General features: G+C 69.7%; 18 protein-coding genes, 2 tRNA genes and 1 riboswitch. Of the genes, 12 read left to right on the top strand and 8 right to left on the bottom strand.

The genetic code is table 11. From position 1 onward, the window contains the following. Window positions 1–79: 79 nt before the first annotated feature. The 3 genes from G9Q37_RS08970 to mfd all read right to left on the bottom strand — a co-directional run bounded on the left by G9Q37_RS08970 (window position 80) and on the right by mfd (window position 5,687). Entirely contained in the window at window positions 80–1,129 is a 1,050-nt protein-coding gene (locus G9Q37_RS08970) for an ABC transporter substrate-binding protein (protein ID WP_166226866.1), read from the bottom strand. A 52-nt stretch (window positions 1,130–1,181) separates the two neighbouring features. After that, a riboswitch (guanidine-I (ykkC/yxkD leader) is annotated at window positions 1,182–1,282 on the bottom strand. 191 nt (window positions 1,283–1,473) lie between these two features. Next, window positions 1,474–2,202, bottom strand: a complete 729-nt coding sequence (gene serB, locus G9Q37_RS08965; protein WP_166226865.1) for a phosphoserine phosphatase SerB — start codon at window positions 2,200–2,202, stop codon at window positions 1,474–1,476. After that, entirely contained in the window at window positions 2,199–5,687 is a 3,489-nt protein-coding gene (gene mfd, locus G9Q37_RS08960) for a transcription-repair coupling factor (protein ID WP_420810313.1), read from the bottom strand. Before mfd ends, serB begins: the two co-directional genes overlap by 4 nt. Before the next feature lie 77 nt (window positions 5,688–5,764). Between mfd and ispD the strand changes: the two genes are divergently transcribed. Together ispD and ispF are read left to right on the top strand one after the other, a co-directional pair. Beyond that, window positions 5,765–6,478, top strand: coding sequence for a 2-C-methyl-D-erythritol 4-phosphate cytidylyltransferase (gene ispD, locus G9Q37_RS08955; RefSeq protein ID WP_166226864.1), 714 nt, complete (start codon window positions 5,765–5,767; stop codon window positions 6,476–6,478). After that, entirely contained in the window at window positions 6,475–6,966 is a 492-nt protein-coding gene (ispF, locus tag G9Q37_RS08950; protein ID WP_166226863.1) for a 2-C-methyl-D-erythritol 2,4-cyclodiphosphate synthase, read from the top strand. The genes ispD and ispF overlap by 4 nt, the downstream gene beginning before the upstream one ends. A gap of 3 nt (window positions 6,967–6,969) precedes the next feature. Here ispF and G9Q37_RS08945 read toward each other — a convergent pair whose 3' ends face one another. Then, a complete protein-coding gene (locus G9Q37_RS08945; RefSeq protein ID WP_166226862.1) occupies window positions 6,970–8,373 on the bottom strand; it encodes a sensor histidine kinase in 1,404 nt (467 codons plus the stop codon). Further along, window positions 8,373–9,104, bottom strand: coding sequence for an osmolarity response regulator transcription factor OmpR (gene ompR / locus G9Q37_RS08940; protein ID WP_166226861.1), 732 nt, complete (start codon window positions 9,102–9,104; stop codon window positions 8,373–8,375). The genes G9Q37_RS08945 and ompR overlap by 1 nt, the downstream gene beginning before the upstream one ends. A 169-nt stretch (window positions 9,105–9,273) precedes the next feature. Between ompR and G9Q37_RS08935 the strand changes: the two genes are divergently transcribed. Both G9Q37_RS08935 and G9Q37_RS08930 read left to right on the top strand, forming a co-directional pair. Beyond that, window positions 9,274–9,567: a hypothetical protein gene (locus G9Q37_RS08935; RefSeq protein ID WP_166226860.1), complete on the top strand. Its 294-nt coding sequence runs from the start codon at window positions 9,274–9,276 to the stop codon at window positions 9,565–9,567. Window positions 9,568–9,575: 8 nt separating this feature from the next. Beyond that, window positions 9,576–10,316, top strand: coding sequence for an SIMPL domain-containing protein (locus tag G9Q37_RS08930; protein ID WP_166226859.1), 741 nt, complete (start codon window positions 9,576–9,578; stop codon window positions 10,314–10,316). Between the two features lie 10 nt (window positions 10,317–10,326). On the opposite strand, the gene G9Q37_RS08925 is transcribed toward G9Q37_RS08930, so the two are convergent. Then, window positions 10,327–11,097 carry a 3-hydroxybutyrate dehydrogenase gene (locus G9Q37_RS08925; protein WP_166226858.1) on the bottom strand — a complete coding sequence of 257 codons (771 nt, stop codon included), beginning with the start codon at window positions 11,095–11,097 and terminating at the stop codon, window positions 10,327–10,329. Window positions 11,098–11,172: 75 nt separating this feature from the next. Here G9Q37_RS08925 and G9Q37_RS08920 point away from each other — a divergent pair, with 75 nt between their 5' ends. The 5 genes from G9Q37_RS08920 to rimO all read left to right on the top strand — a co-directional run bounded on the left by G9Q37_RS08920 (window position 11,173) and on the right by rimO (window position 16,580). Continuing rightward, window positions 11,173–12,093 (top strand): alpha/beta fold hydrolase, encoded by a 921-nt coding sequence (locus G9Q37_RS08920; protein WP_166226857.1) that lies wholly within the window; start codon window positions 11,173–11,175, stop codon window positions 12,091–12,093. Continuing rightward, window positions 12,090–14,378: a RelA/SpoT family protein gene (locus tag G9Q37_RS08915; protein ID WP_166226856.1), complete on the top strand. Its 2,289-nt coding sequence runs from the start codon at window positions 12,090–12,092 to the stop codon at window positions 14,376–14,378. Before G9Q37_RS08920 ends, G9Q37_RS08915 begins: the two co-directional genes overlap by 4 nt. Window positions 14,379–14,421: 43 nt before the next feature. Continuing rightward, a tRNA-Val gene (locus tag G9Q37_RS08910) sits at window positions 14,422–14,498 on the top strand. A 104-nt stretch (window positions 14,499–14,602) separates the two neighbouring features. Continuing rightward, window positions 14,603–15,145, top strand: coding sequence for a polyhydroxyalkanoate synthesis repressor PhaR (phaR, locus tag G9Q37_RS08905; protein WP_166226855.1), 543 nt, complete (start codon window positions 14,603–14,605; stop codon window positions 15,143–15,145). 40 nt (window positions 15,146–15,185) lie between these two features. Continuing rightward, window positions 15,186–16,580 (top strand): 30S ribosomal protein S12 methylthiotransferase RimO, encoded by a 1,395-nt coding sequence (rimO, locus tag G9Q37_RS08900; RefSeq protein WP_166226854.1) that lies wholly within the window; start codon window positions 15,186–15,188, stop codon window positions 16,578–16,580. Window positions 16,581–16,683: 103 nt separating this feature from the next. Here the strand turns inward: rimO and G9Q37_RS08895 are convergent. Then, window positions 16,684–16,768, bottom strand: a tRNA-Leu gene (locus G9Q37_RS08895). A 47-nt stretch (window positions 16,769–16,815) separates the two neighbouring features. On the opposite strand from G9Q37_RS08895, the gene rnr reads away from it, so the two are divergent. Genes rnr through G9Q37_RS08880 form a run of 3 tightly spaced genes read left to right on the top strand, consistent with a single transcriptional unit; the run spans window position 16,816 to window position 20,542 of the window. Continuing rightward, window positions 16,816–19,086, top strand: coding sequence for a ribonuclease R (gene rnr / locus G9Q37_RS08890; protein WP_166226853.1), 2,271 nt, complete (start codon window positions 16,816–16,818; stop codon window positions 19,084–19,086). Beyond that, the gene (locus G9Q37_RS08885) at window positions 19,083–20,000 is read left to right on the top strand and encodes a gamma-glutamyl-gamma-aminobutyrate hydrolase family protein (RefSeq protein WP_166226852.1); all 918 of its coding nucleotides are present in this window, start codon (window positions 19,083–19,085) and stop codon (window positions 19,998–20,000) included. The genes rnr and G9Q37_RS08885 overlap by 4 nt, the downstream gene beginning before the upstream one ends. An 11-nt stretch (window positions 20,001–20,011) precedes the next feature. Next, window positions 20,012–20,542, top strand: coding sequence for a YggT family protein (locus tag G9Q37_RS08880; RefSeq protein WP_166226851.1), 531 nt, complete (start codon window positions 20,012–20,014; stop codon window positions 20,540–20,542). A 9-nt stretch (window positions 20,543–20,551) separates the two neighbouring features. Here G9Q37_RS08880 and G9Q37_RS08875 read toward each other — a convergent pair whose 3' ends face one another. Beyond that, complete coding sequence (locus G9Q37_RS08875; protein ID WP_166226850.1) at window positions 20,552–22,063, bottom strand: NAD(P)H-hydrate dehydratase; 1,512 nt, start codon at window positions 22,061–22,063, stop codon at window positions 20,552–20,554. Window position 22,064 lies beyond the last annotated feature (1 nt).

Below are 22,064 nucleotides of genomic sequence, written 5' to 3'. Positions count from 1 at the left end.
GGCAAGGGGCTCGTGGCGCGCCGCACCGCCGCCGCGCACCGCCCGGGGGCAGCGGTGCGCGCGGGCGGGCGGGGCGGGTTTACTTGACCAGGGCCTTGACCAGCGAGGCGTCCATGGTGGCCTCGGTGGGCGGGACCGTGGTGATCTGGCCCTTGGCCTTGAGCAGCTGGCCGATCACCTCGCCGCTGGCGTAGTAGGAGGTGGTCTCCTTGGCGGGCACGAAGGCCTTGGGCATCTCGGCCAGCGGGATGTTGTAGACGCCGCCGAGCTGCTCTTTCACTTCCTTGGCGGACACGCCCATGAACTTGCCGATGATCTTGGCGGCCTCGTCGGGCTTGGCCTTCATGAACGCCATGCCGTCGAGGTAGGCCTTGATGATGCCGGTGATCTCGGCGGGCTTGGCCTTGATGGCCTTCTCGTCGAACACCAGCACGTCGGCGATCAGGCCGGGCGCGTCCTTGGAGGAGAACACCACCTTGAACTTCTTGCCGCCGCCCTGGCTCAGGATCTGCGACAGGCTGGGCTCGTAGGTCACGCCCACCGGCAGCTGGCCCGAGGCCATGGCCGCGGGCACCGCCTCGGGCGTCATGCTCACGGGGCTGATGTCCTTCTCGCCCATGCCGTTGATCTTGAGCGCGTACGACAGCAGGAAGTCGCTCGGCGACAGCGGGTTGTAGCCGACCTTCTTGCCCTTGAAGTCCTTGACGGACTTGATCGAGGCGTCGGCCACGATGGCGTCGCCGCCGTTGGAGTAGTCGATGGGCATCACGACCTTCATGGCCTTGCCCGCGGCGACCTGGCCGACCACCTGGTCGTAGGTGAGCATGCCGCCGTCGACCGCGCCCGAAGCGATGGCGGGCGGGATCAGCGCCGGGTCGGTGAAGACCTGCAGCGAGACCTTGAGGTTGTATTTCTTGTAGAGGTCGAGCGCGTCGGCCACGTAGAAGGGGCCGTAGCCGATCCACACCACGGTGGCGATCTTCATGCTGGTGGGCGCGGCGATGGCCGCTGCGGCCGCCACGGTGAGGGCCGCGCCCACGGCGGGCTTGATCAGACGGCGCAGCCAGGACCCGGACGTGGAAGAAGCCGGACCGCTGGTGGAGGGAGAGAGAAGACCTGCCAGTTTCATGATGACGCTCCGATGGGTGAGGGATGGGCGCAGGAGAACCGATCTGACGTCGTTCTCCCGGGCTTTTGTCCCTCCGTGGAGCCTCTGGCGAGGCCGGCCCACTCTCGGACCAGACCCTGCGTTGCCGCAGACGGAACCCTAGTGGACCTACGCACGAGCCGCTGCGACCACCGGTTGCAGACCGCTCTCCATGCGCGGATGACAGAGCAGGTTGTGTGCCAGGCCCGAAAGGCCGGCCGGCGGGGGCCGGGCGCCCCCGCAGCGGCCCGCGGTGCACCGTCCGGTGGCATGGCCGGCCCGCGCGCCGGGGCCGCGGGCGTGATCTTGGTGCGCGATGCCCTGGCTCAGCGCATCAGCTCGAGCAGCCGGTCGAGCCCGCCGCTTTCGATGGACACCATGGCCTGCTCGCGCACCTTGGGCTTGGCGTGGTAGGCCACCGAGAGGCCGGCCGCGCCCATCATGGGCAGGTCGTTGGCGCCGTCGCCCATGGCGATGCATTCGTGCGGCGCGATGTCCAGCAGCGAGGCCACTTCGAGCAGGGTGCGGCGCTTCTCGGCGCCGTCGCAGATGTCGCCCCAGGCCTGTTCGACCAGCCGGCCCGTGAGCTCGCCGCAGTTCGGGCCGCTGGCGACCTCGAGGATGTTGGCGCGCACGAAATCGATGCCCAGGGTGTCGCGCACGCGGTGCGCGAAGAAGGTGAAGCCGCCCGAGACCAGCAGCACCTTCATGCCCACGGTCTTGCAGGCGCGCACCAGTTCGGCCGCGCCGGGGTTGAGGCGCAGGCGCTCGACATACACCCGCTCCATGTCGGCCATGGTCACGCCCTTGAGCAGGGCCACGCGGCGGCGCAGGCTGTCCTTGAAGTCGGTGATCTCGCCGCGCATCGCGGCCTCGGTGATCGCGGCCACCTCGGCCTTGCGGCCGACGGCGTCGGCGATCTCGTCCACGCACTCGATGTTGATCAGCGTGGAGTCCATGTCGAAGGCGATGAGCTTGAAATCGCTCAGGCGCAGCGGCGGCGTGAAGCCGCGCACGGTGAGGCCGGGGGCGATGGCGGTGGCTGGGGTGGTCATGCGGGTTGTTTCGGGGCGATGGGTTGGCCGAGCGCGCGCAGCACGTCGCGCACCAGCTGCACGCGGTCTTTCACCTCGGGCAGGGCCCGTTCGATGCGCAGTTTTTCGTTGCCCGCGAGCTTGATGTGGCGGTGCTTCTGGATCAGCTCGATGATGCGCAGGGGCTCGATCGGCGGGTTGGGCTTGAAAGTGATGTTCGTGACGCCGGGCGCGGCGTCGACCTTCACCACGCCGTAGGGCGTGCTGAGCACGCGCAGGCGGTGCACGTCGATCAGCGTCTGCGCCTGCGGCGGCAGCTTGCCGAAGCGGTCCACGATTTCTTCGAGCAGCGCGTCCACCTGGTCGGCGGTCTTGGCGGTGGCGAGCTTCTTGTAGAAGGACAGGCGCAGGTGCACGTCGCCGCAGTAGTCGTTGGGCAGCAGCGCGGGCGCGTGCAGGTTGATGTCGGTGGTGACCGACAGCGGCGCGAGCAGGTCGGGCTCGCGGCCGGCCTTGAGCGCCTTCACCGCCTCGGACAGCATCTCGTTGTAGAGCTGGAAGCCCACCTCGAGCATGTTGCCGCTCTGGTTCTCGCCCAGCACCTCGCCCGCGCCGCGGATCTCCAGGTCGTGCATGGCGAGGTAGAAGCCGCTGCCCAGTTCTTCCATCTGCTGGATGGCGTCGAGCCGCTGCGCGGCCTGCTTGGTCAGGCTGTCCATGTCGGGCACCAGCAGGTAGGCGTAGGCCTGGTGGTGGCTGCGGCCCACGCGGCCGCGCAGCTGGTGCAGCTGCGCCAGGCCGAACTTGTCGGCGCGGCTGATGACGATGGTGTTGGCCGTGGGCACGTCGATGCCGGTCTCGATGATGGTCGAGCACAGCAGCACGTTGAAGCGCTGCGCCACGAAGTCGCGCATCACGTGCTCGAGCTCGCGCTCGGGCATCTGGCCGTGGGCGATGGCGATGCGCGCCTCGGGCAGGATCTCTTCGAGCCGCGCCTTGCGGTTCTCGATGGTCTCGACCTCGTTGTGCAGGAAGTACACCTGGCCGCCGCGCTTCAACTCGCGCAGCACGGCCTCGCGGATCACGCCGTTGCCTTCGTTGCGCACGAAGGTCTTGATGGCCAGGCGGCGCTGCGGCGCGGTGGCGATCACACTCAGGTCGCGCAGGCCTTCGAGCGCCATGCCCAGGGTGCGCGGGATGGGCGTGGCGGTGAGCGTGAGCACGTCGACCTCGGCGCGCAGCTGCTTCATGGCCTCCTTGTGGCGCACGCCGAAGCGGTGCTCTTCGTCGATGATGAGCAGGCCCAGGTTCTTGAACTGCGCCTTCTCCGACAGCAGCTTGTGCGTGCCCACCACGATGTCGACCGAGCCGTCGGCAATGCCCTTCATGGCCGCGGTGATCTCTTTCTGCGAGCGGAAGCGGCTCATCTCGGCGATCTTCACCGGCCACTTGCCGAAGCGGTCCACCAGGGTCTGGTAGTGCTGCTCGGCCAGCAGCGTGGTGGGCGCGAGAAAGGCCACCTGCTTGCCGCCGGTCACGGCCACGAAGGCCGCGCGCAGCGCGACCTCGGTCTTGCCGAAGCCCACGTCGCCGCAGACCAGGCGGTCCATGGGGCGCGGGCTGATCATGTCCTGGATGACGGCGTGGATCGCGGCGCGCTGGTCGGGGGTTTCGTCGAAGCCGAAATCGTTGGCGAAGGTCTCGTAGTCTTGCGGCGAGTAGCGGAACGGGTGGCCCTGGCGCGCGGCGCGGCGCGCGTAGATGTTGAGCAGCTCGGCCGCGGCGTCGCGCACCTGCTCGGCGGCCTTGCGCTTGGCCTTCTCCCACTGGCCGCTGCCCAGCTTGTGCAGCGGCGCCTCGTCGGCGCTCACGCCGGTGTAGCGGCCGATCAGGCCGAGCTGGCTCACCGGCACGTAGAGCACGGCCTTGTCGGCGTACTCGAGGTGCAGGAACTCCTGCAGCGCGGGCGAGCCGTCGGGGTTCTTCTCGCCCATGTCGAGGTTGACCAGACCGCGGTAGCGGCCGATGCCGTGCGCCGCGTGCACCACCGGGTCGCCCACGTTGAGCTCGGACAGGTCCTTGATGAGCGCGTCCACATCGCTCACCTGTTCCTGCTTCTTGCGGCGGCGCGTGGTGGGGCCGGTGGCAAAGAGCTCGGTCTCGGTGATGAAGTGGATGCCCCCGCCGATCCAGGCGAAGCCGTTGGCGAGCGCGGCGGTGGCGATGCCGGTTTTCTCGTCGCTGGCCTCGAACTCGGCCAGGCTGTCGAAGGCCGGCGGGTTCAGGCCGCTCGCGCGCAGGAAGTCGAGCAGGCTTTCGCGGCGGCCGTCGCTCTCGGCCAGGATCAGCATGCGGTCGCCGCTGCCGCGCAGGTGGGCCTGCAGGCGCGCGAGCGGGTCGTCGGCGCCGCGCACCACGGCGAGCTCGGGCAGCTTCTGCGCGAAGGCGTTGTCGCCCACGTCGGCGCTGCCAGGGCGCAGCACGACCTGCGCGTGGGGCTTGGCCGCGGTGAAGAACTGCTCGGCGTTGAGGAACAGCGATTCGGGCGGCAGGATGGGCCGGTCGGGGTCGCCGTGCAGCAGGCGGTGGCGCTCGCGCGTGTCCTGCCAGAAGCGCTGGAAGGCGGGTTCGAGCTCGCCGTGCAGCACCAGGGTCGCGCTTTCGCCGAGGTAGTCGAACACCGTGGCCGTGTCGTCGAAGAACAGCGGCAGGTAGTACTCGATGCCGGCGGTGGCCACGCCGTTGCCCATGTCCTTGTAGATGCGGCTCTTGGTCGGGTCGCCGTCGAGCAGCTCGCGCCAGCGGTTGCGGAATTTGGCGCGCGCCGCGTCGTCCATGGGGAATTCGCGGCCCGGCAGCAGGCGCACCTCGTTGACCGGGTAGAGGCTGCGCTGGCTGTCGGGGTCGAAGGTGCGGATGCTGTCGATCTCGTCGTCGAACAGGTCGACACGGTAGGGCACCAGGCTGCCCATGGGGAACAGGTCGATCAGGCCGCCGCGCACCGCGTACTCGCCCGGGCTCACCACCTGCGTCACGTGGTGGTAGCCCGCGAGCGTGAGCTGGCTCTTCAGGCGCGCTTCGTCGAGCTTTTGCTTGACCTTGAAGTGGAAGGTGTAGCCGGCCAGGAAGGACGGCGGCGCGAGCCGGTAGAGCGCGGTGGTGGCGGGCACCAGCACCACGTCGGCGCCGCCGTCGTGCTCGCGTTGCGAGATCCGCCAGAGCGTGGCCAGGCGCTCGCTGATCAGGTCCTGGTGCGGCGAGAAGGTGTCGTAGGGCAGGGTTTCCCAGTCGGGGAACAGCGTCACGCGCAGCTCGGGCGCGAAGAAGGCGAGTTCGTCGATCAGGCGCTGGGCGTCGTTGGCGTCGGCGGTGACGATGGCCGTGAGGCGGCCTTGCGCACGCTCACGCTCGGCGAGGTGGGCCAGCCACAGGGCGTCGGCCGAGCCCACGGGCAGGGGCATGGCGTGGCGTTTGCCGGGGCTCAGGGAGGGCAGGGGGATGGGCATCAGAGGGGCACCAATGGCAAACACCCCCGGACGCTCGAAGCCGGGGGTGTGCTCGAATTCTAGAATGGCGCCCGCCCATGAGCCCCGACACGCCCGCAAGCCCCGACACCGCCCTGTGCCATGCACTGCTGCCCACCGCGGGCAGCGGTTCGCGCGCCGGCACCGCCCTGCCCAAGCAATACCAGCCGCTGCTGGGCCGCCCGCTGGTGCAGCACACCCTGGCCGCGCTGCGCGCGGTGCCCGGCCTGCAGCGTGTGCTCGTGGTGCTGGCCCCCGACGACGCGCACTGGACCGATGTGCCCGGCGTGGACGCGCTGCGCTGCGGCGGCGCCACGCGCGCCGAAAGCGTGTTCAACGGCCTCGAAGCGCTGCGCGCCGCGGGCGTGCCCGACACCGACTGGGTGCTGGTGCACGACGCCGCGCGCTGTCTGGTCACGCCCGACGAGGTCAATGCCCTGATCGACGCCTGCCGCGGCGACGCGGTGGGTGGCCTGCTCGCGCTGCCCTTGCCCGACACGCTCAAGGCCGAGGCCGGCGGCCGGGTGCAGCAGACCATCGCGCGCGAGCACAAGTGGCTCGCGCAGACGCCGCAGATGTTCCGCCTGGGCGAGCTGCACGCCGCGCTGGCCGCCGCGCGCGCGGGCGGCTTCGCTGGCATCACCGATGAAGCCAGCGCGATCGAGCGCAGCGGCCGCCAGCCGCGGCTGGTGGAAGGCCGGGCCAGCAACTTCAAGGTCACCTACCCGCACGACTTCACCCTGGCCGAGGCCATTCTGAGGAGCCGCTCATGACACCGCTTGCCCCGCTGCGCATCGGCGAAGGCTGGGACATCCACCGCCTGGTCACCGGGCGCCCGCTGGTGCTCGGCGGCATCACCGTGCCGCACACCCACGGCCTGCTCGGTCACTCCGACGCCGACGCGCTGCTGCACGCCATCACCGACGCGCTGCTGGGCGCGGCCGCGCTGGGCGACATCGGCCGCCACTTTCCGGACACCGACGCGTGCTTCAAGGGCGCCGACTCGGGCGTGCTGCTGGCAGAGGCCGCGCGCCGCGTCGGCGAGGCGGGCTACGCCATCGTCAACATCGACAGCACCGTGGTCGCGCAGGCACCCAAGCTTGCGCCGCACATCCCGGCCATGGTCGAGCGCATCGCGGCGCTGCTCGCGCTCGAGCCCGGCCAGGTCAACGTGAAGGCCAAGACGGCCGAGAAGATGGGCCCCGTGGGGCAGGGCGAGGCGATCGAAGCGCGCGCGGTCGCGCTGCTCGTGCGCCGCTGAGCTTCAGTGCCCTGCGCGGCGCAGCTTGATGTGCGCCGCCAGCCCGCCCGTGCTGCTGTTGGCCAGCGCGAAGCGGCCGCCCATGCGCGCGATGGCGCGCTCCACGATGGCCAGGCCCAGGCCGGTGCCGGTGGCGTCGGATCGCGCCGCGTCGCCGCGGAAGAAGGGCTGGGTGAGCTGTTCGAGCAGCTCGGGCTTGACGCCCCGGCCGTGGTCGCGCAGCTTCACCAGCACCGCGTCGTCCTTGGTCTTGCACGCGATGTCGATGTGCACCACGCCGGTGTCGGGGTTGCGGCCGTAGCGCACCGCGTTCTCGAGCAGGTTGCTGAACACGCGCTGCAGCTCCACGGCATCGCCCATCACGCGGGTGTCGGGCTCCAGGCGCATCTTCACCACGGTGTTGGGGTCGTCGCCGAGGGCGAACACCGCGGCCTCCAGCGTCTGGTTCAGGCTGACCTCGGTGGCCTTGAGGTGGTCGGGCCGCGCGTAGTCGAGGAACTTGTCGATGATGGCGTTGACCTGCTCGATGTCGGCCGACATGTGTTCGCGCGCCTGCGGGTCGCTCACGCTCATTTCGGTTTCGAGCCGCAGCCGCGCGAGCGGGGTGCGCAGGTCGTGCGAGATCCCCGCGAGCATGAGCGCGCGGTCCTGCTCGATCTTGGACAGGCGCTGCGCCATGCGGTTGAAGCCGATGTTGACCTCGCGGATCTCGCTCGTGGCCACGGCTTCGTTGAGTTGGCTGGCGTTGAAGTCGCCCTCGCGCACGCGGCTGGCCGCGAACGAGAGCTTCTTGAGCGGGCGGTTGATGAGCCGCGCGATCAGCGCCGCGCCGGTGAGCGAGAGCAGGGCGGCCGTGCCCAGCCAGATCAGCCAGGTGGTGCCCGCCACGGGCCCGATGCGCGACGGGTCGGTGAGCAGCCAGTACTGGTCGCCGTCGATGCCGAAGCCGATCCACAGGCCCGGCTGGCCGTTCACCTCGCGCGCCACCACGGTGTCGCGGCCGAGCCGCGTCTCCAGCTGGGCCGCGACGTTGCGGCTGAGCGCGTCCACGTCGTAGAGCTTGTAGGTGTCGTTGGGCTCGCGCGGCGCGATGCGCAGGCCCTCTTCGGCCGCCAGGGTCTTGATCAGCGACACGCGCGCGATCGCGTCCGAGTGCACCAGCGCCGCGCGGCTCAGGTTCACCAGCGAGGCCAGCTGCTGGGCACTTTGCAGCGCGCGCGGTTCGTACTCGAGCGCCCGGAAGGTCTGCAGCCACGCGATGATGCAGCCCGTGAGCAGCAGCGTGAGGAAGAAGAAGGTGCGCCAGAACAGGCTCACGCCACGCGTGGGCCGCACCTCCAGCGGGGCGGGGGCGGTCTCCAGCGTGGTGGGCTCGGTTTCGAAGGAAACGCGTGATTCGCTGTCCATCAGGAGTTGCCGTCGGGCACGAACACATAGCCCACGCCCCACACGGTCTGCAGGTAGCGCGGGGACGAGGCGTCTTCCTCGATGAGCTTGCGCAGGCGCGAGACCTGCACGTCGAGGCTGCGGTCGAAGGGCTCGAACTCGCGGCCGCGGGCGAGCTGCGCAAGCTTTTCGCGCGACAGCGGCTGGCGCGGGTGGCGCACCAGGGCCTTGAGCATGGCGAACTCGCCCGTGGTCAGCGGCAGGTCCTGGCCGTCCTTGCGCAGGGTGCGCAGGCTGAGGTCGAACTCGTAGGGGCCGAACTTGACCACCTCGGCGTCCTGCGAGGGCGCGCCCGGCACCTCGGCGGGCGGGCGGCGGCGCAGCACCGCGTGGATGCGGGCCAGCAGTTCGCGCGGGTTGAAGGGTTTGCCCAGGTAGTCGTCGGCGCCGACCTCGAGGCCGACGATGCGGTCCACGTCTTCGCTCTTGGCGGTCAGCATGATGATGGGCGTGCGGTCGCCGTTGGCGCGCAGGCGGCGGCAGATCGACAAGCCGTCTTCGCCGGGCATCATCAGGTCGAGCACGATGAGGTCGACCGCCTCGCGCTGCAACACCCGGTTCAATGCCTTGCCATCCTCGGCCAGCATGACCTCGAAGCCTTCCTGCATGAGGTAGCGGCGCAGCAGGTCGCGGATGCGCACGTCGTCGTCGACGACCAGGATCTTGTTGGGGCGGGCGTGGTTTTGTGGCATAGGAGCAACTTCCCGTAAATGTAACAAACGCGATTCTGGCAGCTGCAAGTCCTTGTCAATGCTTGATTTTTGTTTTTCTGACGGCTTGTTACACAAGTTGCCCGTCCTCTCAGCGGATTGACGTGCGGGTCACTCGCACAATGGTCGGCCTGGCCATACTCGACGCACCATGAAGTCCATCTGGATGGGAACCCTAGCCATGCTGACCGCGGGTGTCTCGCTCGCGAATCCGGAGCGCACGCGCGATCTGCGCGAGCCCGGTCAGGAGGCGCCAGCGGTGATGCCCATCTCGATCGACGGCGGCGAGGCCCGCGCGCCCATGCGCCTGCGCGATGCCCTGCGCCAGCCGTTTGACGACATGGACGAGGGCGGCAAGCCCTTCCGGCTGTCGGTGGAGGAGCGCCAGCGCCTTCGCGAGCAGCTGCGGGGCCAGCCCGTGTTCGAGTCCAGCCGCAAACCCTGATCGCACCCATGACCTTTTCTCCCAACCGCCGCACGCCGGCCGCGTGGCGGCGCACCTGTGCCTCCGCCGCTCTCCTCATGGCCTTGGGTGCGCCCGCCCTGGCCCAGGCCGCCCAGCCCGAGGTGCCCGCCAACGTGGTGAGCCTGTCGGCCAGCGGTCACCTCGAAGTGCCGCAGGATTGGCTGACGGTGATGCTCAGCACCACGAAAGAAGGCGCCGACGCCGCGACGGTGCAGAACCAGCTCAAGCAGGCCGTGGACGCCGCGCTGGCCACGGCCCAGGCGCAGGCCCGGCCCCAGCAACTCGAGGTGCGTACCGGCAACCTGCGCCTGTACCCGCGGTATGGCAGCAACGGCCGCATCAGCGGCTGGCAGGGCCAGGCCGAACTGGTGCTCGAGGGGCGCGACGTCGCGCGCGTGAGCGAGGTCGCCGGCCGCATCCAGACCATGAGCGTGTCGAACATGGGCTTTTCGCTCTCGCGCGACGCGCGCCTGGCGCTCGAGTCGCAGGTGCAGGCCCAGGCCATCGAGCGCTTCCGCGCCCGCGCCGCCGAGGTCGCCAAGGGCTTCGGCTTCTCGGGCTACACCCTGCGCGAGGTGTCGGTGAGTTCGGCCGACATGCCCGAGCGCCCGGTGCCGCGCATGATGGCCATGGAGGCCAAGGCCGCTGCGGCCGACATGCCGGTGCCGACCGCGGCCGGCACCGCCACCGTGAGCGTCACGGTGTCGGGCTCGGTTCAGCTGCGCTGAGCGCGCGCGCTCACTGGGCGGCCCAGCCGCCGTCCATGTTCCAGGCCACGCCGCGCACGTTGTTGCCGGCGGGCGAGCAGAAGAAGACCGCGAGCTCGCCGAGTTCTTCGGGCGTGGTGAACTGCATGGAGGGCTCCTTTTCGCCCAGCAGCCGCCTGGTGGCTTCGTCGTTCGACAGGCCCAGTGCCGCGGCCTTCGCGTCGACCTGTTTCTGCACCAGCGGGGTCAGCACCCAGCCCGGGCAGATCGCATTGCAGGTCACGCCGGTGGTGGCGGTTTCGAGCGCGGTCACCTTGGTCAGGCCGACGATGCCGTGCTTGGCCGCCACGTAGGCCGATTTCTCGGCCGAACCCACCAGTCCGTGCACCGAGGCCACGTTGATGATGCGGCCCCAGTTGGCCGCGCGCATGGCGGGCAGGGCGAGGCGGCTGGTGTGGAAGGCGCTGCTGAGGTTGATCGCCATGATCGCGTCCCAGCGCTCGACCGGAAAGTCTTCGACCCGCGCCACGTGCTGGATGCCGGCGTTGTTCACCAGAATGTCCACGCGCCCGAAGGTCTGGGCGGCGTAGGCCATCATGGCCTCGATCTCGGCGGGCTTGCTCATGTCTGCGCCGTGGTAGCCGACCTTCACGCCCAGGGCTTCGACCTCCTTGCGCGGGCCCTCGTGGTCGCCGAAGCCGTTGAGCACGATGTGGGCGCCCTGGCGCGCGAGCGCCTTCGCGATGCCCAGTCCGATCCCGCTGGTGGATCCGGTCACGAGGGCGGTCTTTCCTGCAAGCATGGGTCTCTCCAGTTCCATTACGATTGGTCGAACACGGTCGCCGATTATGGTGGACCGCACAACACCCGAGGCGCCATGAACGAACCCATCCTCCAGCACATCGTCGTGGATGGTGCGGCTGCGCGAGGCGGGGCGCCGCGCCGTCTGGCGTACTGGGATTGGGCAAGCGCCGATCCCGCCAGCCAGCATGCAGTGGTCTGCGTGCACGGCCTGTCGCGCCAGGGGCGCGACTTCGACGAACTGGCGCGTGCGCTGCAGCCGCGCTGCCGCGTGATCGCCGTCGACGTGGCGGGCCGCGGCGAAAGCGACTGGCTGGCCGATCCCATGGCCTACCAGGTGCCCACCTACGTGGCCGACCTCGCGGTGCTGCTCACCCGGCTGCGTGCCGCCGACCCGCAGGCGCGCATCGACTGGGTGGGCACGAGCATGGGCGGGCTCATCGGCATGGGCCTGGCCGCGCAGCCGGCGCTCGCGCCCGCGCGCCTGGTGCTCAACGACGTGGGCCCCGTGGTGCAGAGCGAAGCGCTGCAGCGCATCGGTACCTACCTCGGGCTCGATCCCTTTTTCGACAGCGAGCAGCAGGCCATCGACTACCTGGCGCGCATCTCCACCGGCTTCGGCCCGCACACGCCCGAGCAATGGCGCCGCCTGAACCGGCCCATGCTGCGGCAGCGCGACGGCCGCTGGCGGCTGCACTACGACCCGGCCATCGCCGTACCCTTCAAGGCACTCACCGCGAACCCCGACCCGGCCGCGCTGCAGCAGATGGCCCGCGAGGGCGAAGCCCTGCTCTGGAACCTCTACGACGCGATCACCTGTCCCACGCTGCTGCTGCGCGGGGAAGACTCCGACCTGTTGAGCCCCGCCACCGCGCAGGCCATGGCCACGCGCGGGCCGCGGGCCCGCTGCGTCGGCTTTGCCGGCGTGGGCCACGCGCCCACGCTCGTGGCGCCCGATCAGGTGGCGGCCGTGCGCGACTTTCTCTGGGCCCCATGAAACGCCTGCCTGCCCCTGGCGATGCGCCGCCGTCCGCGGCCATCGTGACCGCGACCGCTGCCGGCCTGCCCAACCAGGCCCATGCGCTCGCGCGCGCCCGCGCCTTCGCCGAGCCCCTGCTCGAAAGCGAAGAGCTCGACACCGGCGAGAACACCCTGGCGCACGCGAACGCCGTGGCGCAGATCCTGGCCGACATCGGCGGCTCCGAGGCCATGCAGGCCGCGGCCTACCTGGTGTATGCCTGCCAGCACCTGAACCGCCCGCAAGAGGTGATCACCAAGGCTTTTGGCGAGCAGCACGCGGCGCTGGCCCTGGAAACCACCAAGCTGGTGCAACTGCAGCGCCAGGCCCGCAACATCGCGGCCGAGGCCCAGGCGCGCAAGCTCGAAGAGCGGCAGGCCACGCAGGACCTGGGGCAGCCCGTGCCCAGCCTGTCGAAGGCGCCGGTGTCCGAACTCGCGGCCAGCCAGACCGAGAACGTGCGCAAGATGCTGCTGGCGTTTTCGCGCGACCTGCGTGTGGTCATGCTGCGGCTTGCATCGCGCCTGCAGACGCTGCGCTACTTCGCGGCCATCAAGGGCGACCCGGGCGAGGCCCTGGCCCGCGAGTCGCTGCACGTGTTCGCGCCGCTGGCCAACCGGCTGGGGATCTGGCAGATCAAGTGGGAAATGGAAGACCTGGCCTTCCGCTTCCTCGAGCCGCAGACCTACAAGGAGGTGGCGCGCCTGCTCGACGAGAAACGCGCCGAGCGCGAGGCGCACGTGGAGCAGTTGCGCGAGCAACTGCAGACGGCCTTGTGCAGCCAGGGCGTCAATGCCGTGGTGCAGGGCCGGCCCAAGCACATCTACAGCATCGTGAAGAAGATGCGTGGCAAGTCGCTCGATTTCGAGCAGGTGTTCGACATCCGCGCGCTGCGCGTGGTGGTGCCCGAAACCGCCGACTGCTACGCCGCGCTGGCCTACGTGCACGCGCAGTTCTCGCCGGTGCCCGAGGAGTTCGACGACTACATCGCCAAGCCCAAGCCCAACGGCTACCAGTCGCTGCACACCGTGGTGCGAGACGCACAGGGCCGCGCCTTCGAGATCCAGATCCGCACCCAGGCCATGCACGACCACGCCGAGCACGGTGTGGCCGCGCACTGGGCCTACAAAGAGGCGGGCGCCAAGGGCTACTCGGGCGTGACGGCGAATTCGGAGTACGACGCCAAGATCGCCGTGCTGCGGCAACTGCTCGCCTGGGAGCGCGACCTCAGCGGCACGGCCCAGGGCCTGTTTGACGACCGCATCTACGTGCTCACGCCGAACGCGGCGATCGTCGAGTTGCCACGCGGCGCCACCGCGGTCGACTTCGCGTACACCGTGCACACCGACCTGGGCCACCGCTGCCGCGGCGCCAAGGTCGATGGCGCCATGGTGACGCTCAACACGCCGCTGCAAAACGGCCAGACGGTGGAGATCACCGCGGCCAAGGAGGGCGGCCCCTCGCGCGACTGGCTCAACGCCGAACTCGGTTACCTGGTGAGCCACCGCGCCAAGAGCAAGGTGCGCGCGTGGTTCAACGCGCAGGCGCTGGCCGAAACCATCGCGCGTGGCCGCGAAGCGGTCGAAAAGCTGCTGCAGCGCGAGGGCCGCACGGCGCTGAAGTTCGACGAACTCGCGATCGAGCTCGGGCTCAAGGACGCCGACGAAATGTTCGAGCTCGTCGGCAAGGACGAGCTCTCGCTGCGCGCCATCGAGACCCACCTGCGCCCGCCCGAACCCGAGGTCGCGTCCGAGGAGCCGGCCAACTGGGTGCGCAAGCCCAAGCGTGGCCACGACGGCTCGGCCGGCGACGTGCTGGTGGTGGGCGTGGGCTCGCTCATGACCCAGCTCGCGCGCTGCTGCAAGCCCGCGCCGCCCGACGAGATCCGCGGCTTCGTCACGCGTGGCAAGGGGGTGAGCATCCACCGCGCCGACTGCACCGACTTCGCCCACCTCGAACGCAAGAGCCCGGACCGCGTGATCGAGGTCGACTGGAACGGCGACGCCGGCGCGGCGCGCGACGGCAGGTCGGCCATGTACCCGGTGGATGTGGCGATCGAGGCCACCGACCGCCAGGGCCTGCTGCGCGACATCTCCGACGTGTTCGCGCGCGAGAAGATGAACGTGATCGGCGTGCAGACCCAGTCCGTCAAGGGCGTGGCCTGGATGACCTTCACCATCGAGATCAGCGATGCGCGCCAGGTGGCGCGCGCCATGGCCGTGGTGGGCGACGTGAGCGGCGTTCGCGCGGTGCGCCGCAAATGAGCCCGGCAAGTGCTGCTATACTGCGAGGCTTCGAGTTGATCGAAGGCGCGTAGCTCAGCTGGTTAGAGCACCACCTTGACATGGTGGGGGTCGGGGGTTCGAGTCCCTCCGCGCCTACCAGACACAACCCCCGCAGGTCCATGGCTTGCGGGGGTTTCCTTTTTGATGCGCCGCACAGGGAAAACCATGCCGGTGCCAGCGCGTGCGATTCCTAGAATCCAAGGATGGCTACGAAACCCAAGACCGAGCAGAGCGGCGCGCACGGCGTGCGCGTGATCAAGAAGTATCCGAACCGGCGGCTGTACGACACCGACACCTCGTCGTACATCACGCTGGCCGAGGTCAAGGCGCTGGTGATGGACAACGAGCCCTTCGTGGTGCGCGACGCCAAGTCGAATGAAGACCTCACGCGCAGCATCCTGCTGCAGATCATCCTCGAGGAAGAATCGGCCGGCGCGCCCATCTTCACCGAGCAGGTGCTGGCCAACATCATCCGGTTCTACGGCCACTCGATGCAGGGCTTCATGGGCTCGTACCTCGAGAAGAACATCCAGATCTTCATGGACCTGCAGCAGAAGATGACCGAGAAGGCCGGAGGTCCCATCAGCCCCGAGGCCTGGCAGCAGTTCATGAACCTGCAGTCGCCCATGATGCAGGGCATGATTGGCACCTACCTCGAGCAGTCGCGCAGCGCCTTCGCCCAGATGCAGGAGCAAATGCAGAAGAACAGCGAGCAGATGCTCGCGGCGCTCGGCCTCAAGCGCTGACATCGCCCTGCCGGGCGGGGTCTGAGACAATCGGGCCCTCATGTCCGACACCACTGCCCCCACGACCCCTGCAGGCGCTGCCACGCCCAAGGTGGGTTTCGTCAGCCTGGGCTGCCCCAAGGCGCTGACCGATTCCGAACTCATCCTCACCCAGCTCAGCGCCGAAGGCTATGCGACCTCGAAGTCGTACGCGGGCGCCGACTTGGTGATCGTGAACACCTGCGGCTTCATCGACGACGCCGTCAAGGAAAGCCTCGACGCCATCGGCGACGCCCTGGCCGAGAACGGCAAGGTGATCGTCACCGGTTGCCTGGGCGCGCGCGAAGGCGAGGGCGGTGGCAACCTGGTGCGGCAGATGCACCCGAGCGTGCTCGCCGTCACCGGCCCGCACGCCACGCACGAGGTGATGGAGGCGGTGCATCAGCACCTGCCCAAGCCGCACGACCCTTTCACCGACCTCGTGCCGCCCCAGGGCATCAAGCTCACGCCGCGCCACTACGCCTACTTGAAGATCAGCGAAGGCTGCAACCACCGCTGCACCTTCTGCATCATTCCGTCGATGCGCGGTGACCTCGTGAGCCGGCCCATCGGCGACGTGCTCACCGAGGCGCGCAAGCTGTTCGAGGCCGGCGTGAAAGAGCTGCTGGTGGTGAGCCAGGACACCTCGGCCTACGGCGTCGACGTGAAGTACCGCACCGGCTTCTGGGACGGCAAGCCCGTCAAGACGCGCCTGTTCGATCTGGTGCGCACGCTGGGCGAAATCGCCAAGCCCTTCGGCGCCTGGGTGCGGCTGCACTATGTCTATCCCTACCCGCACGTGGACGAGATCGTGCCGCTGATGGCCGAAGGCCTTGTGCTGCCCTACCTCGACGTGCCGCTGCAGCACAGCCACCCCGACGTGCTCAAGCGCATGAAGCGGCCGGCCAGCGGCGAGAAGAACCTCGAGCGCATCGCGCGCTGGCGCGAGCTGTGCCCGCAGATCGTGGTGCGCAGCACCTTCATCGCGGGCTTCCCCGGCGAGACCGAGGCCGAGTTCGAGCACCTGCTCGATTTCGTGCGCGAGGCCCGCATCGACCGCGCAGGCTGCTTCGCCTATTCGCCGGTGGACGGCGCGGTGGCCAACACGCTGGCCGACCCCGTGCCCGATGCGTTGCGCGAAGAGCGCCGCGCGCGCTTCATGGCCGTGGCCGAGCAGGTGTCTGCCGAGAAACTGCGCACGCGCGTGGGCGCGAACATGCAGGTGCTGGTCGACAGCGCGCCCGGGCTGGGCAAGAAGGGTGGTGTGGGCCGCAGTTACGCGGACGCGCCCGAGATCGACGGCGTGGTACGGCTGCTGCCGCCCGAGAAGATCAGCAAGACCTTGAAGGTGGGCGAGTTCACGCGCGCCCGCATCGTCGACACCGATGGCCACGACCTCGTGGCCCTGCCGGTCTGAGGCCCGGGCCCGCGCGCCTCAGGGGTGCGCGGTTGCCGGGCCCTCATGCCGAGGGAACAAAGAAAAAGCCTTGCAGTCTTTCAACTGCAAGGCCTTATATGATTGGTGCCCAAGAGAGGACTCGAACCTCCACGCCTCTCGGCGCTAGTACCTGAAACTAGTGCGTCTACCAATTCCGCCACCTGGGCATCTCAGGAAACCAGCAGTATAGCAAAGAAAAAGCGAACAAAAAAACGTGAACGAAAAAAACAACCTGTTGGCCGAGTTTGAAGGGGTGGTCTCGGGCCATCGCGATGGACATGGCTTCGTGGTCCGCGACGACGGACAGCCCGACATCTACCTGCCGTCCAACGAGATGCGCGCGGTGCTGCACAAGGACCGTGTGAAAGCGCGCATCGTGCGGCTCGACCGCAAGGGCCGGCCCGAGGGCCGCGTCACCGAAATCCTCGAGCGCTCCGACGCGCCCATCATCGGCCGCCTGCTGCAGGAGAGCGGCGTGTGGCTCGTGGCTCCCGAAGACAAGCGCTACGGCCAGGACGTGCTCATCCCCAAAGGCGCCACCGGTTCCGCGAAGCCGGGTCAGGTCGTGGTGGTCGAACTCACCGAGCCGCCCGCGCTCTACGGCCAGCCCGTGGGCCGCGTGAAAGAAGTGCTTGGCGAGATCGACGACCCGGGCATGGAGATCGAGATCGCCGTGCGCAAGTACGGCGTGCCGCACGAGTTCTCGCAGGCCGCGCTGGCCCAGGCCCGCGCCTTGCCCGACCACGTGCGCCCGACCGACCTGCGCCAGCGCGTGGACCTGCGCGACGTGCCGCTCGTGACCATCGATGGCGAGGACGCGCGCGACTTCGACGACGCCGTGTACTGCGAGCCCGCCAAAGTGGGCAAGGGCAAAGGCTGGCGCCTGCTGGTGGCCATCGCCGACGTGAGCCACTACGTGCAGACCGGCTCGCCGATCGACGTCGACGCCTACGACCGCGCGACCTCGGTGTACTTCCCGCGCCGCGTGATCCCCATGCTGCCCGAGAAGCTCTCGAACGGCCTGTGCTCGCTCAATCCCGGCGTCGAGCGCCTGTGCATGGTCTGCGACATGCTGATCGACGCCAAGGGCGAGATCCACGCCTACCAGTTCTACCCGGCGGTGATGTTCAGCCACGCGCGCTTCACCTACACCGAGGTGGCCGCGATCCTGCAGAACACGCGCGGCCCCGAGGCGCAGAACCGCAAGGCCCTGGTGCCTTACCTGCTCAACCTGCACGACGTGTACCGCGCGCTGCTGAGCGCACGCAACCGCCGCGGCGCGGTCGACTTCGAAACCGTCGAGACGCAGATCGTCTGCGACGAGTCGGGCCGCATCGAGAAGATCGTGCCGCGCACGCGCAACGACGCGCACAAGCTGATCGAAGAAGCCATGCTCGCGGCCAACGTGTGCTCGGCCGAGTTCATCTCGCAAAGCAAGCATCCCGGCCTGTTCCGCGTGCACGAAGGCCCCACGCCCGAGAAGCAGGAGCTGCTGCGCAACTACCTCAAGGCGCTGGGCGTGGGCATGACGATCAGCGACGATCCCGCGCCGGGCGAGTTCCAGCAGATCGCTGCCGCCACCAAAGACCGGCCCGACGCGCAGCAGATCCACACCATGCTGCTGCGCTCCATGCAGCAGGCGATCTACACGCCCATCAACAGCGGGCACTTCGGCCTGGCCTTCGAGGCCTACACACACTTCACCAGCCCGATCCGGCGCTACCCCGATCTGCTCGTGCACCGTGTGATCAAGGCCATCCTGCACAAGCAGAAGTACCAGCTGCCGGCCCTGCCCACGCCGGGCGAGGCGCACGCCAAGCTGAGCAAGCGCCTGGCCTCGCGCGTGAAGCCGCCCACGCAGCCGGTGCGCAAGCCCTCGGCCGACACCCTGGCCTGGCAGGCCGCGGGCCTGCACTGCAGCGCCAACGAGCGCCGTGCCGACGAGGCCAGCCGCGACGTCGAGGCCTGGCTCAAGTGCAAGTACATGCGCGAGCACCTCGGCGAGGAGTTCAGCGGCATCGTCACCGCGGTCACGAGCTTTGGCATCTTCGTCACGCTCGATGCGATGTACGTCGAAGGCCTGGTGCACATCACCGAGCTCGGCGGTGAGTACTTCCGCTTCGACGAAGCGCGCCAGGAGCTGCGCGGCGAGCGCACCGGCATCCGCTACGCGCTGGGTTCGCGCGTGCAGGTGCAGGTGAGCCGCGTCGACCTCGACGGCCGCCGCATCGACTTCCGCCTCGTGACCGGCAACGACGATGTCGTGCTGCGCGCGATGCGCGACAAAACCGGCGGCGGCCCGGCGCGCGACGAAGCGCCGGCCCGCAAGGGTGGCAAGGGCGGCAGGGGCGCGCAGCGGCCCGCTTCGGGCGCGGCCGCGGTCATTCCCGAGCTCAAGGCCGCGGTGCGCAAGGCGGCCGGCAAGAAGGGCAACAGCAAGGGGCGCCCGCCCGCGCCCAAGTCCAAGCGGGGCCGCCGCGGATGACCGCCGCGGCCCGGACGCCCGCCCGCCCGCCGGCCGCGAAGGCCTCGCGTGCGGTGCGCGCGGCCGGCAAGGAGCGGCCCCTGCGCATCGGCGTGTCGGCGCGGCTGATGCACCAGGTGCCTTCCGAACTGGGCTTTCGCAACAAGAGCCTGCAGTACATCGAGGCCTCGCTTGCGCACTGGGTCCTGGCGCACGGCGCGGTGGCCTTCATGGTGCCGGCCGTCACGCACGACAGCCGCCACGCGGCGCGCCACCTCAAGGTGGAGCAGGTGGTGCACGAGCTAGACGCGCTGGTGCTGCAGGGCGGCGCCGACGTGGCGCCCGAAACCTATGGGCAGAAGCCGCTCAAGGACGAATGGCGTGGCGACCTGGTGCGAGACCGCTACGAGCTCGCGCTGCTGCGCTGCTTTCTCGCGCAGAAGAAGCCAGTGCTGGGTGTGTGCCGCGGCGCGCAGCTGCTCAATGTGGCCTTCGGCGGCACGCTGTACCAGGACATCGCCACGCAGTGCCAGAGCGCGCACGAGCACATCGACGTCGAGCTCTACGACCAGTTCGAGCACGATGTGACCTTCATCCAGGGCTCGCCGCTGGCCGAGCTCTATCCCAAGGCCACGCAGTTGCGGGTCACGAGCATCCACCACCAGGCGGTGGCCGAGCTCGGCAAGGGCATCGAGGTCGAGGCGGTGTCCACGCTCGATGGCCTGGTGGAGGCTTTCCGTTGCACCGGTGAAGCCTACGCGCGGGGTGTGCAGTGGCACCCCGAGTTCCACCACGACCGCAAGCGGCTCGCCGACAGCTCGCCCATCATGCTCGACTTCCTGCGCGCGGCGCGCGACGCGGCGCTGGCGCGCTTCGACGCAGGCCTCGAGCTCGACCCTCGCGTGCCGAGCGCGCCGCTGCTGCTCTCGGCCTAAACTCCGCGCCCATGCGCATCCTGCTCTTCCTGCTCGACACCGTGTTCTTCGTGCTCATCGCGGCAGCGCTGCTGCGGGCGTGGATGAACCACCTCCGCATCCCCATGCAGCCGCAGCCCGGGCGCTTCGCCATGGCCGTGACCGACTGGCTGGTGCAGCCCTTGCGCCGCGTGCTGCCCGGCGCCATCGCCAAGGGCCGCATCGACGGCGCGAGCGTGGTGGCGGCCGTGCTGCTGGCCATGCTGCACGCGGCCATCTGGCTGCTGATCGCCAATGGCGGCGAATGGGTTGGGCTGGCGTGGGTGTCGCTGGCGCTGCGCTTCTTCCTGCGCACGCTGTTGCAGGCGCTGATGCTCCTGCTGTTCGTGTATGCGGTGCTGTCGTGGGTGAACCCGCGTGCACCGGCCATGGGCCTGCTCGATCGCCTTGCCGCCCCCATCGTCGCGCCGGTGCGGCGCGTGGTGCCGCTGGTGGGCGGTGTCGACCTGTCGGTGCTGGTGGTGATCGTGCTGCTGCAGATCGGCCTGATGCTGCTGGGCTGAAGCTCGGCGCTAGAAGGGCCGCGCGGCCTGGGAAAGCGCCTGCGCGGTGAGCGCGCGGTGCGCGGGCCAGTGGTCGGCCAGTGCGCCGTGGTGCGCCACGGCCGCGCAGGTGGCCGAATACGGATCGCGGTCGTTGCGGGCCAGCGCGGCGCCGATCAGGCCCGCGAGCACGTCGCCCGTGCCGGCCGAGGCCAGGCGCGCATTTCCGCAGGCGTTGATCCAGGGCAACTGCCCCGGCGCCGCCACCACCGTGCCCGAGCCCTTGAGCGCCACCACCGCGTGGTGGCGCTGCGAGAGCGCCTGCGCGTGGCCCAGGCGGTCGGCCATCACGGCGGCCGTGGTCGTGCCCAGCAGGCGCGCGGCCTCGAGCGGGTGGGGCGTGAGCACCGTCACCCAGCCGCGGTGGCTGCGCGCGTTCACGAAGCCCTGCAGCACCGTGTCGGTGGCCACCGCGTTGAGCGCGTCGGCGTCGAGCACCAGGCGCCGCGCGCCATGGAGGCAGCGCGGCAGCACGGCGCGGATGGCGTCGCCGCCGCCGCAGCCCGCCACCACGGTCAGGCCGTCCTCGTTGAGTGCGTCGAGCAGACGCAGCGGCGATCGGAACATCAGTTCGGGCTGGACCACGTTCAGCGCGGGCACCGGCCCGTCGCCCACCAGCGCCACCAGCACGCGGCCCGCCCCGGCGTGCAGGGCCGCCGTGGCGGCCAGCACGGCCGCGCCGCCCATGGCCACCCCGGCCTCGCCCGGCAACTGCCCTCCGAGCACGCCCACGTCGCCGTAGCGCCCCTTGTGTCCGGCGTGCGCATCGCCGATCCGGGTGTCGGGGCCGTCTTCGAAGCCGCCCCACCAGGCCGTGGCCTGATCCGAGGCGTCGCCGGCGCCGAGGTCGTCGAACCACACCTCGCCCGCCAAGTCGCGGCCGTGTGCGGTGAACAGGCCCGGCTTGAGCGTGAGCAGGCTCAGCGTGTGGCGAGGGCCACGGACCGGCCCTGGCTCGGGGATGTCGCCGGTGTCGGCGTTCAGGCCGCTGGGCAGGTCCACCGCCAGCACGGGGGCGGTTTGCTGCCGCACGGCGGCCAGGCGCGCTGCCAGCGGACCGTCGGCGACCGGCCGTGCGCCCAGACCCAGCAGGGCGTCGATGACCAGGTCGGCATCGGCGGGGGCGTCGCTCGCGATCGGCAGGCCGGCGGCGCGCACCTGTTCGAGCGCCCAGGCCGCATCGGGCGGCTGGCGGCCGGGGTCCGCGTCCAGGGTCAGCACCAGCTCGCAACCGCTCGTGCGCGCCCATGCCTGCAGGTGCGTGGCCGCGATCAGGCCGTCACCGCCGTTGTTGCCCGGCCCGCAGGCGATCCAGATGCGCCGCGCGTGCGGCGCCAGGGCCGTGGCCAGCCGGGCCACGGCCAGGCCCGCGCGTGCCATCAGCGCGTGTGGCGGCTGTCGCGCGGCCAGTGCCTGCTCGATGGCGCGCGTGGCGGCCGCGCCGTGAAGGGCTTCGAGGTGCGTGGGGACAACCCGTCTCATG

The sequence above is a fragment of the Hydrogenophaga crocea genome, assembly GCF_011388215.1.
Taxonomy (GTDB): Bacteria; Pseudomonadota; Gammaproteobacteria; order Burkholderiales; family Burkholderiaceae_C; genus Hydrogenophaga; species Hydrogenophaga crocea.
Note: the sequence above shows the minus strand (reverse complement) of the source record. Positions and strands in the feature narration are given on the sequence as shown.